Raw genomic sequence first — 9,868 nt, 5'->3', positions numbered from 1 at the left:
CCCCTCGCGCAACGGTCTGCGCCGCAGCCGTCCGTCGCCCTCTCCCATCCTGCAGATTCGACCGCAAGAACCGGAGTGCAGGGCGGCCTCTTCACGCCGATATTGAGCCCCGCAACGCGTCTGGCCAGGGCGTTTGCGCCATCGGATCGGCGCTACCCGGGCCACTCGCGCACCAGGACCACTACGCAGTAAGGGCTGGAGGAACGCAGCAACCCGGGCACGGCCCGGAACCAGGGTCGATGACAGACAGGAGAGAGTCACCTATGGAACTACGTCATCTTCGCTATTTCCTCGCCGTGGCCGAGGAGCTGAATTTCACCCGCGCCGCCGCGCGCCTGCACATCGAGCAATCGCCCCTGTCCCGGGCCATCAAGGAGCTCGAGTCGGATCTCAACACCCTGCTCTTCGAGCGCAACCCCCGGGGCGTGCAACTGACCTGGGCGGGCACCGTCTTCCTGGAGAACACCAAGCGCATCTTCGCCGCCCTGGAGCAGGCGCGGATGGACATGCGCGGCGTCGCCATGGGCTTTCGCGGCACGCTGCGGGTCGCGGTGTCCGACGGCATCGCCCCGCAGAAGCTCGCCGACCTGCTGGCACGCTGCCGCCAGGAAGAACCGGAGATGGAGATCCGCCTGTTCGAAGTGAGCCACGCCCAGCAGGTCAAGGGCATGCTCGACCACAGCTACGACGTCGGCTTCGCGCGCACCGACAACGCCGTCGACGGCATCTGCGCGCGGCCCATCTGGAGCGACCCGCTGGTCGCCGCCCTGCCCGCCCGCCATCCGCTGCTGTCGCACCGCAAGATCCCGCTCAAGGAGTTGGTGCGCCACCCGCTGATCCTCAGCCACCCCGAGGTGCACGAGGGCCAGCACCAGCAGATCAGCCGCATGCTCAAGGCCAACCTGAGCGAAGCCGAAGAAGCCTCGCTGAACATCGTCGAGCAGTACATCTCCCGCGAAACCATGCAGGCGCTGGTCTCGGCCGGCTACGGCGTCGCCCTCATCTGCGGCACCGAGCACAGCTACCTGCCCGGCAGCGAGATCGTCACCCGTGCCCTGTCCGTGCCCGACTCGGTGCTGACCACCTACCTGCTGCGCCCGGACAGCGAACCCTCGCCGCACCTCTCGCGCTTCCTCGAACGCGTCGAGCAGGTGTGCAACCAGCAGGAAGAGGCGGAAACCTGCCTGTTCTCCGAACTCCACCCGATCGCCCCCGTCTCGCGCCTGGCGCGCGTGGGCCTGTCCTTCAGCGCCGGGGACTTCTCCACGCCATGAATCCCCTCGCCACCCTCGAACGGGCCGTGCCCGATCCAACGCTGGAGCGCATCGAACAGCTCGACTGGCAGGCCCTCGAAGCCGAGCTGGACGCCAATGGCAGCGCCCTGATCCCGCACCTGCTGGACGATGCCGCCTGCGCCCGACTCGCCTCGCTCTACAGCCAGGAGGCAGGCTTCCGCTCGCGCATCGTCATGGAGCGCCAGGGCTTCGGCCGCGGCGAATACAAGTACTTCGCCTACCCGCTGCCCGCGCTGCTCGGGCGCCTGCGCCACCGCCTCTACCCGCCGCTGGCGGCCATCGCCAACCGCTGGAACCAGCGCCTGGGCCTCGACACCCGCTACCCCGCGCGCCTCGACGGCTTCCTCGCCCGCTGCCACCGGGCCGGCCAGCACCGCCCCACGCCCCTGCTGCTGCAGTACGGCCCGGGCTGCTACAACCGCCTGCACCAAGACCTCTATGGCGAGCACGTCTTCCCGCTGCAGCTGGCGGTCCTGCTGTCGGCACCCGAGCAGGACTTCAGCGGCGGCGAGTTCGTCCTCACCGAGAACATCGCCGGGCAGCAGCGGGCGGACGTCGTGCCCCTGGGCAAGGGCGACGCCGTGCTCTTCCCGGTGGACCTGCGTCCCGTGCCCGGCAAGCGCGGCGGCTTCCGCCGCGCCGCTATGCGCCACGGCGTCAGCCTGATCAGGAGCGGCGAGCGCCGCACCCTGGGGCTGATCTTCCATGACGCCAGCTGAGAGCAGCGGATGAACGCCCCCCTCCTCCCCGCCTCCCGGCAGGCGGGCTGAACATGCCCATTCGCCCACAGGACATCGGCCCTGCCGCCTTCCTCGAGCCCGGCACGGCAGCCAGCGGCCCGAGCGAAGACGACCCGGCCGCGCGCCTGCGGGTGATCAGTGCCTTCCAGGCACTGGTGGATGCCAGGCAGGCCCGCTGGCACACGGATGATTCGGGCCTAACCGAGCTGCACCTGGACAGCGGGGAAATCTTCCTGCTCCGTCCCCACAGCGTCACTCGACTGCGATAAGGAGATTGCCATGACATTGATGATGAGCCGCCTGAGTTCGCCCCTGCGCGAACTGCTGCTGGTGACCGACGAACAGCAACGCATCCGCGCCCTGGGCTTCGGCGACTACAAGCGCCAGCTCACGCGCTCCCTGAAGGACCGGCCGAGCGCCAAGGACCTTCCCGAGATCCCGGCGCCCAAGGCGATAGCCACCGCCCTGCGCCGCTACTTCGAAGGCGATTGCGATGCGCTCGACGAACTGGTCGTGGAACCCAACGGCACGCCCTTCCAGCTCCAGGTCTGGGCGGCGCTGCGGCAGATTCCCGCCGGCACCACCCGCAGCTATGGCCAACTGGCCCGCGACCTGGGCCTGGAGGACCCCCGTGCCGCCATCGACATCGGCGTGGCCAACGCCGCCAACCCCATCGCCATCGTCATCCCCTGCCACCGGGTGATCGCCGCCAACGGTGAGCTGCGCGGCTACGCCTGGGGCCTGGAGCGCAAGCGCTGGCTGCTGGAGCACGAGAAGGCCCTGCGCCCCGTCGTGGCCGAGCCGCGAACCGCCGCCCTGTTCTGACGCAGCGCCCGGCACGGGAGGCGAAAGGCGTTCATCACGCCTAACCTCCAGCGCCCCTCCGCCCGCAGCGGAACGCCTGGGCGGAACCACGGTGAATTCGAACGCAAGAACCGGAGTTCTTGCGTTCGGGTTCGGTTTTAACCTGCAATAGTCAACGGTCTTTCTGGATAACCACCATGAGCAGGAACCTGCAAGAAACCGCTCTCTACATCACGGACGATCAACGCTGGGCAGCCGTCAGGGCCCGCGACAGCGCCGCCGACGACCAGTTCGTCTATGCGGTGAAGACCACCGGCGTCTACTGCCGCCCCAGCTCCTCGACCCGTCTGCCCAACCGCAAGAACGTCGAGTTCTTCGACACCCCGGCCGCCGCCGAAGCCGCCGGCTATCGCGCCAGCCGCAGCCTGGCGGGGGACCGCACCAGCACCGCCGCCCGCCGTGCCGCCCTGATCGCCGAAGCCTGCCGCACCATCGAGGCGGCCGACTCGCCGCTCAACCTCAACCAGTTGGCGGCACGCTCGGGCATGAGCCCCTCGCACTTCCACCGGGTGTTCAAGACCGAGACCGGGCTGACCCCGAAGGCCTACGTCTCGGCCTACCGCGCCCGCCGCCTGCGCCGCGAGCTCAGCGATGTCGGCACCTCGGTGACCGACGCCATCTACGGCGCCGGTTTCAACTCCAACAGCCGCTTCTACGAAACCTCCGACCAGTTGCTGGGCATGCGCGCCAGCGAATACCGCGATGGCGGAGCCGGCGCCTCGATCCACTTCGCCGTGGCCCAGTGCTCGCTGGGCGCCATCCTCGTCGCGCAGAGCCAGCGCGGGGTCTGCGCCATCCTCCTGGGCGACGACCCCGACGCCCTGGTACGAGACCTGCAGGACCAGTTCCCCAAGGCCCAGCTGGTCGGCGGCGACGCGGACTTCGAGCGCCTGGTGGCCCAGGTCGTCGGCTTCATCGAAGCCCCCTCGCTCGGCCTCAACCTGCCCCTGGACGTGCGCGGCACCGCCTTCCAGGAGCGGGTGTGGCAGGCCCTGCGGGACATCCCGCCAGGCACCACCGTCAGCTACACCGACATCGCCGAACGCATCGGTGCGCCCAAGGCGGTACGCGCGGTGGCCCAGGCCTGCGGGGCCAACCACATCGCCGTGGCCATCCCCTGCCACCGCGTGGTGCGCCGCAACGGCGACCTCTCCGGCTACCGCTGGGGCATCGAGCGCAAGCGCGAGCTGTTGCAACGCGAAGCCAAGCCGGCAGCCGCCCCCAGCGTGCCGCCCCGTGCCAAGCAGGCCGTGGCGCAGCCATGAGCCTGGACTGGCCGTCGCTGATCCACTGCCTGGATGAAGACGGCTACGCCCTGCTGCCCGGCCTGCTGGATGCCGGCACGGTGCAGCAGTGGCGGCGGCAGGCGCAGGGCATGGGCACCCGCCTCGCCCCCCTCGAACCCGGCTGCGGCGAGTGGCTCGCCACGGCCGGGGCCCTGCCCGGCGAACTCGGCGACGGGCTCTACCCCGCGCTGGCCCGGCTGGCCAATCGCTGGAGCGAGGAACTGGACGAGCCCGGGCGCTACCCGACCGGGCCGGCCGGCGCCATCGATGCACGGCTCTGCCATCTCGGCTCGGGTGAGTACCTGGCGTTGCGACAAGGCGACGGCACCGCTGCCCTGCCCCTGCGTCTGGCCATTCTCCTGGCCTGCCCCCGGAACGACTTCACCGGCGGCGAATTCGTCGTCACCGAACAGCGTCCGCGCATGCAATCGCGCGCCACGGTGCTGCCCCTGCGCCAGGGGGACGCCGTGCTGTTCAGCGACGGCCGCCGCCCAGTGCGCAACAGCCTCGGCCAGCTCTACGGTGCCGGTCTCAAGCACGGCACCAGCCGCGTGCGCAGCGGCCAGCGCCTGAGCCTGGAGCTGGGCTTCCCCGCCGGGCGCTGACCATGCCGGACAAGACCTGGACCCTGGTCGGCGCCGACGGCCGCCCCTTTGCCAGCCACCGCCCCGGCACCCTCGGCGGCCACCGCCGCAACAGGCTCTACGGCCGACTCGACTGCCGCAGCGCCCTGCAGGCCCTCGCCCGTGGTGGCTACCAGGCGCAGCGGGTGTTCTTCCTCGATGAGGCCACGGCGCTCGCCGCCGGCTATCGGCCTTGCGCGGTGTGCCTGCCGGAGCGGTACAGGATGTGGAAGGCGGGGGAACTGGGTGTTCAGGTGAAGCCTGATCGCGAATGAATTCGCGCCTACAGAACAATGCCAATGCACGGGGGCGAGCGTCGCGTAGGGTGGAGGTCGCTCTTCACCTCCACCAGGCGGGGTCGAACAGGGCACGCCGTCATGCCCGACGCGTTGCATTGAAACCCGCCCCCGCACGGTGGATGGGTGAAGCGTCATCCACGCTGCCGCCAGCACCTATGGGGCCGGCGTGGGCGCCAGGGCCTGCGGGGCCGGTTCGGCGGGTACGCGCGAGCGCTCGGCGATGCGCTTGCCTATCGCGATCATCGGTTTCTCCACCGTGCGGTGGATCAGTTCGGTGGCGCCGAACACCAGCACCAGCATCAGCACCGTGTACTGCGGCCACAGCGCATCGGTGATGGCGATGCCCTCGCTGCGGGTGTAGCGGAACATCAGCTCCAGGGTCAGGTAGAACATCGGGATGTGCACCAGGTACAGGGTGTAGGAGCGCTTGCCGAGGTAGTCCAGCGCCCACTGCAGCGGCTGCGGGAAGACGATCAGGTTGCCCTCGCAGGCCGCCATGAACACCATCACCAGCGACAAGGCGCAGACCACCGGGATCGCCAGGGTGTTGCCGAAGCCGATGGCGGTGACGCTGCCCAGCACCAGCGCCAGCAGCACCACCACCCAGGCCCCGGCGTAGCGGTATTGCCCGGCGCGCACGCGGATCGCCTCGAACCAGCCCTGGGTGGTGGCCAGGTACAGCAGGCAGCCGTAGAGCAGCCCGTCGCAGCGGGTCTGGGTGAAGAAGAACACTTTCATCGGGTCGGAAAGGCTGAAGGGCCGCAGCACCAGGCTCACCAGCAGCAGCCCGCCCACCAGTGCCATCACCCGCGCGCGAGTGCTCTTGAGCACCAGCAGGAACAGCGGATAGAACAGGTAGAACTGCTCCTCCACCGACAGGCTCCAGTAGGGCGCCAGCGGCACGCCTTCGGCGATCTTGTTGTCCGGCAGCCAGAAGTTGAAGGTGTAGGTGAAGATGCCCAGCGCCGCCTGGGCGTTGTACACCGGCGAGGCGAAGTACTGCCCCTGGTTGAGGAACAGGCTGCAGGCCATCACCAGCGCCACCACCACCCAGGCCACCGGCAGGATGCGGAACACCCGGCGCACGTAGAAGGCCTTGATGCAGGCCGCCCGCTGCACGCCGCTGCGCAACCCGTCCAGTTGCTCCAGCAGGGTGCGCGAGATGATGTAGCCGGAGATCACGAAGAACAGGTCGACCCCCGCCCAGGCGTTGCCGAACAGGTCGAGCACCGACTCGGGCTTGGGGTAGTGCATGGTGAAGGTCCAGGGGTAGAACACCTGGTACAGGTGGACGTAGAAGGTCAGCAGCACGGCGATGGCACGCAGCCGGTCGAGTTCGAGGTTCCTCGACGCACCGGCATGGGCCGCGGGCGCGCCGGCAGGCAGTTCGGTCTTCATGTTCATGGTGTCTACCCCTGGCGGCCCGTGGTTACAGCTTGGTGCCGCCGTCGACGCTGAGGATGTCCCCGGTGATCCAGCGCGAGGCGTCGGAGGCCAGGAACAGCGCCGCATCGGCGATGTCCTCCGGCTGCGCGATGCGTTGCAGGGCCTGGATGCCGAGCACGAAGTCGCGCCCCTCGTCGCTGCGCACGAAGCTGGACATCTCGGTGTCCACCACCCCCGGGGCCAGGCCGTTGACGCGGATGCCGCGCCCGCCGAGCGCCTGGGCGAAGTGCAGCACCAGGGTGTCCAGCGCGCCCTTGGTGGCGGCGTAGGCGGGAATATCGCCGACCGCCGAGCGCGCGCCCAGGGACGAGATCAGCACCAGGCTGCTGCCCTCGCCCAGCAGCGGCAGCAGCTGCTGGACCAGGAAGAACGGCGCGCGCACGTTGACCGCGAACAGGCGATCGAAGTCCTCGATGCGCGTGTCCTCCAGCGTCGCCGTCTGGGCGATGCCGGCGCTGGCCACCAGCACATCCAGGCGACGCACGCGCTCGCCCACTTCGGCAGCGAGGATGCGCGGCCCTTCGGCGCTGGCGAGGTCGGCCACCAGCACGTCGGCGCGGCCCCCCCGGTCGCGGATCTCGGTGACCACGCCCTGGGCCTCGTCGAGGCCACGGTTGCAGTGCACCAGCACATAGGCACCGGCGGCGCCGAGCGCCAGGGCGGTGGCCTTGCCGATGCCACGTGAGGCGCCGGTGACCAGGGCGTTCTTGGAAAGCAGGGAGTGCTGCATGGCGATACCTCGCAGGAAAGGGTGATGGGTCAGAACGGCAGCTCGCGCAGGGCGCGGCGGGCGAAATAGTCGAAGGTGGCGCGGCTGCGCGTGGGCTGGAGGATCCAGTCGTGGGCCTCGCGGGCCAGGGCCGGGTCGATGTCGCGGATCTCCCCCGCCGCCTCGGCCAGCAGTTGCATGCGCGCCGTGCGCTCCACCTGCACGGCGAGCACGCAGGCTTCCTCGACGCTGCGCGCGGCGATCACCAGGCCATGGTGGGCGAGCAGCGCGGCGCGACGGTGCTCCAGCACCGAGGCGATCAGCTCGCCCTCCTCGTTGCCCACCGGCACGCCCGGCCAGCGCGCGAGAAAGGACACCTCGTCGTAGAGCATGCAGCTGTCCATGTGCGCCACCTTCAGCGGGCGCTCCAGCAGCGACAACGCGCTGGCGTGCATGGGGTGGGTGTGGACGATGCAGTTCACGTCGGGGCGCGCGCGGTAGATCCAGGAATGGAAGCGGTTGGCCGGGTTGGCCATGCCGTCGCCGGCCATCACCACCAGGTCCTCGTCCACCTCCAGCAGGTTGGCCGGGGTGATCTCGTCGAAGCCCAGCCCCAGGCGCTGGGTCAGGTAGCGGCCCGGGGTCTCGGTGCGCGCGGTGATCTGCCCGGCGAGGCCGGAATCGTGGCCGTGGGTGAAGAGGATGCGGCAGGTCAGCGCGACCTTCTCGCGCAGCGGCCGCTCCGTCGCCACCAGGTGGGTCTTCATGGCGTCGACGCTCTGGTCGATCAACTCGGCCTTCTCGGCCAGCAGGGTCTTCATGGCGGTGCCTCGGATTCGTTGGGAAAAGGCCCGCGCCGGTCAGGGCGCGGGCACCGGCTCAGGCCGTGGCGGCGTGGTGGTGCGAGCGACGCTCCTCCACCAGCACCCGCGCGGCGAGCTGGGCGACGCTGAGCACCGAGGCGTGGATGTTCACCGCCGGCATCTCGGGGATCACCGAGGCGTCCACCACCCGCAGCCCGTCCACGCCCCAGACCCTGAAGCGCGCATCCACCACGCTGCTGGCCGGGTCGCGGCCGGCGGAGCAGGTGCCGGTGTAGTGCAGGCCGGGGCCGGCGTTGCGAGCGATGAAGGCGAGCTTCTCGGCGTAGGTGCGCAGCGGGTCCGCCGGGTAGAGGCCACCGTTGAACCCGGCCAGCGCCCGGCTCGCGCCCAGGGCCAGGCCGCGCTCGAGGGCGAAGACCATGTTGTCGCGGTCGATGCGCTCGGCGAGGTAGCCCGGGTCCAGCAGCATGCTCTGGCGCGGGTCCGTGCCGGCCAGGCGCGCGCGGCCACGGCTGCGCGGCTTGGCGAGGAAGGGGATCAGGGTGTAGGAGCCGCCGGCCGGCGCCTGCAGCGGGCCGAAGGGATACTGCATGCCCGCCACCTGCACGTCCGGGGCGAGGTGCGCCGGGCCGTTGCTGTAGTACGACATGGTCGACACGCCGTTGGACAGCTGCGGCGGCACGAACACCCGGGAGCGGTACTGCAGGCTCAGCAGCAGGTGGTCCTGCAGGTTGCGCCCCACCGCCGGCAGGTGCTGGCGCACCGGGATGCCCTGGGCACGCAGCTCGTCCAGCGGGCCGATGCCGGAGAGCATCAGCAGCTTGGGCGACTCGCAGGTGCCGGCGCAGAGAATGGTCTCGCGGCTGGCGCGGATCTGCACCAGGGCGTTGTCCACCAGCACGCGCACGCCCTGGCAGCGGTTGCCCTGGATGATCAGGTTGGTGATCAGCGCATCGGACAGCACGCTGAGGTTGCGTCGCGCCAGGGCCGGCACCAGGAAGGCCTGGGCCGGGCCGACCCGGTAGCCGTCGGCGGTGGCGTTGACCTCGGTGACCCCGGCGCCGTTCAACGGGCGGCCGGCGTTCAGCTCGATGGTGCGCAGGCCGGTGTCGGCACTGGCGCCCAGGTAGGCGGCAGTGAGCGGGTGCGGGTCGGCATAGCGGCCGACGCGGATGCGCGAGGGGCCGTTACCGAGGCTGCCCACCGGCCGCGCCATGTCGTCGTAGGCGCGGTGCAGCGCCTCGACGCTCCAGGGGCCGCCGACGTGGCGCTGCCACTGGGCCAGGTCGCGGGGGTCGCCGCGCAGCCAGATCATCGCGTTGATGCTGCCGGAGCCGCCCACCACCTTGCCGGCGGCCAGCGCCTGCTGGCGGCTGTCGAGCTGCGCCTGTGGCGTGCTCTGGCGGGCCCAGTCGGTGTCGCTGCCGATGTTCTGCAGCCACAGCGCCACTTCGCGGATCTTCGGCTGGTCGATGCGGTGGCTGCCGGCCTCGATCAGCAGCACCGAGGCGCCGGTGGCGGACAGGCGGTCGGCCAGCAGGCAACCGGAGGAGCCGGCGCCGACGATCACGTAGTCGTAGTCCTGGCGGTGGGAGGGGCGGCCACCGCGCTCGCCGGCCAGCGTGGCGGCGGGCAGCAGGCCCAGGCTCGCGGCACCGGCGCCGGCCCCCAGGGCCAGCAGGCGGGAGAGGAAATCGCGCCGGCCGGAGGCGCCGAAGCCGGCTGCGCCCTCGACGTGCGAGTCGAGCGACGGGAAAGGGTTGCGGTTCTTCATGTTCGTTC

11 protein-coding genes are annotated in these 9,868 nt (G+C 70.3%); 7 read left to right on the top strand and 4 right to left on the bottom strand.

The annotated features are described in order from the left end of the window. Positions 1 to 263: 263 nt before the first annotated feature. The 7 genes from DMX10_RS03400 to DMX10_RS03370 all read left to right on the top strand — a co-directional run bounded on the left by DMX10_RS03400 (position 264) and on the right by DMX10_RS03370 (position 5,083). A complete protein-coding gene (locus DMX10_RS03400; RefSeq protein ID WP_111259782.1) occupies positions 264 to 1,274 on the top strand; it encodes a LysR family transcriptional regulator in 1,011 nt (336 codons plus the stop codon). After that, entirely contained in the window at positions 1,271 to 2,014 is a 744-nt protein-coding gene (locus DMX10_RS03395; RefSeq protein WP_111259781.1) for a 2OG-Fe(II) oxygenase, read from the top strand. Before DMX10_RS03400 ends, DMX10_RS03395 begins: the two co-directional genes overlap by 4 nt. A gap of 53 nt (positions 2,015 to 2,067) precedes the next feature. Next, complete coding sequence (locus tag DMX10_RS03390) at positions 2,068 to 2,304, top strand: hypothetical protein (protein ID WP_111259780.1); 237 nt, start codon at positions 2,068 to 2,070, stop codon at positions 2,302 to 2,304. A 10-nt stretch (positions 2,305 to 2,314) separates the two neighbouring features. Next, on the top strand, positions 2,315 to 2,860 hold the full coding sequence (locus DMX10_RS03385; RefSeq protein WP_111259779.1) for a methylated-DNA--[protein]-cysteine S-methyltransferase: 546 nt from the start codon (positions 2,315 to 2,317) through the stop codon (positions 2,858 to 2,860). 176 nt (positions 2,861 to 3,036) lie between these two features. Continuing rightward, positions 3,037 to 4,164: a bifunctional DNA-binding transcriptional regulator/O6-methylguanine-DNA methyltransferase Ada gene (gene ada, locus DMX10_RS03380; RefSeq protein ID WP_111259778.1), complete on the top strand. Its 1,128-nt coding sequence runs from the start codon at positions 3,037 to 3,039 to the stop codon at positions 4,162 to 4,164. Further along, positions 4,161 to 4,790, top strand: coding sequence for a 2OG-Fe(II) oxygenase (locus DMX10_RS03375; protein ID WP_111259777.1), 630 nt, complete (start codon positions 4,161 to 4,163; stop codon positions 4,788 to 4,790). Before ada ends, DMX10_RS03375 begins: the two co-directional genes overlap by 4 nt. A 2-nt stretch (positions 4,791 to 4,792) precedes the next feature. Beyond that, positions 4,793 to 5,083, top strand: a complete 291-nt coding sequence (locus DMX10_RS03370) for an Ada metal-binding domain-containing protein (RefSeq protein ID WP_111259776.1) — start codon at positions 4,793 to 4,795, stop codon at positions 5,081 to 5,083. 177 nt (positions 5,084 to 5,260) lie between these two features. Here the strand turns inward: DMX10_RS03370 and DMX10_RS03365 are convergent, their stop codons facing one another. Genes DMX10_RS03365 through DMX10_RS03350 form a run of 4 tightly spaced genes read right to left on the bottom strand, consistent with a single transcriptional unit; the run spans position 5,261 to position 9,860 of the window. Continuing rightward, the gene (locus DMX10_RS03365) at positions 5,261 to 6,511 is read right to left on the bottom strand and encodes an acyltransferase (protein WP_158545566.1); all 1,251 of its coding nucleotides are present in this window, start codon (positions 6,509 to 6,511) and stop codon (positions 5,261 to 5,263) included. A 25-nt stretch (positions 6,512 to 6,536) separates the two neighbouring features. Then, positions 6,537 to 7,283, bottom strand: coding sequence for an SDR family NAD(P)-dependent oxidoreductase (locus DMX10_RS03360; protein ID WP_111259774.1), 747 nt, complete (start codon positions 7,281 to 7,283; stop codon positions 6,537 to 6,539). Between the two features lie 29 nt (positions 7,284 to 7,312). Next, positions 7,313 to 8,083: an aldolase gene (locus tag DMX10_RS03355; RefSeq protein WP_111259773.1), complete on the bottom strand. Its 771-nt coding sequence runs from the start codon at positions 8,081 to 8,083 to the stop codon at positions 7,313 to 7,315. A gap of 58 nt (positions 8,084 to 8,141) precedes the next feature. Next, entirely contained in the window at positions 8,142 to 9,860 is a 1,719-nt protein-coding gene (locus DMX10_RS03350) for a GMC family oxidoreductase (protein ID WP_111259772.1), read from the bottom strand. Positions 9,861 to 9,868: the final 8 nt, after the last annotated feature.

It is taken from the genome of Pseudomonas sp. 57B-090624 (assembly GCF_003234055.1).
Classification (GTDB): domain Bacteria; phylum Pseudomonadota; class Gammaproteobacteria; order Pseudomonadales; family Pseudomonadaceae; genus Metapseudomonas; species Metapseudomonas tohonis.
The sequence above is the reverse complement of the archived record's forward strand: the minus strand, read 5'-3'. Positions and strand labels throughout refer to the sequence as shown.

What these genes read in the sequence shown, in the direction of transcription:
- DMX10_RS03400 (WP_111259782.1), top strand. Translation starts at nt 264, where the DNA reads ATGGAACTACGTCATCTTCGCTATTTCCTCGCCGTGGCCGAGGAGCTG.
- DMX10_RS03395 (WP_111259781.1), top strand. Translation starts at nt 1,271, where the DNA reads ATGAATCCCCTCGCCACCCTCGAACGGGCCGTGCCCGATCCAACGCTG.
- DMX10_RS03390 (WP_111259780.1), top strand. Translation starts at nt 2,068, where the DNA reads ATGCCCATTCGCCCACAGGACATCGGCCCTGCCGCCTTCCTCGAGCCC.
- DMX10_RS03385 (WP_111259779.1), top strand. Translation starts at nt 2,315, where the DNA reads ATGACATTGATGATGAGCCGCCTGAGTTCGCCCCTGCGCGAACTGCTG.
- ada (WP_111259778.1), top strand. Translation starts at nt 3,037, where the DNA reads ATGAGCAGGAACCTGCAAGAAACCGCTCTCTACATCACGGACGATCAA.
- DMX10_RS03375 (WP_111259777.1), top strand. Translation starts at nt 4,161, where the DNA reads ATGAGCCTGGACTGGCCGTCGCTGATCCACTGCCTGGATGAAGACGGC.
- DMX10_RS03370 (WP_111259776.1), top strand. Translation starts at nt 4,793, where the DNA reads ATGCCGGACAAGACCTGGACCCTGGTCGGCGCCGACGGCCGCCCCTTT.
- DMX10_RS03365 (WP_158545566.1), bottom strand. Translation starts at nt 6,511, where the DNA reads ATGAACATGAAGACCGAACTGCCTGCCGGCGCGCCCGCGGCCCATGCC.
- DMX10_RS03360 (WP_111259774.1), bottom strand. Translation starts at nt 7,283, where the DNA reads ATGCAGCACTCCCTGCTTTCCAAGAACGCCCTGGTCACCGGCGCCTCA.
- DMX10_RS03355 (WP_111259773.1), bottom strand. Translation starts at nt 8,083, where the DNA reads ATGAAGACCCTGCTGGCCGAGAAGGCCGAGTTGATCGACCAGAGCGTC.
- DMX10_RS03350 (WP_111259772.1), bottom strand. Translation starts at nt 9,860, where the DNA reads ATGAAGAACCGCAACCCTTTCCCGTCGCTCGACTCGCACGTCGAGGGC.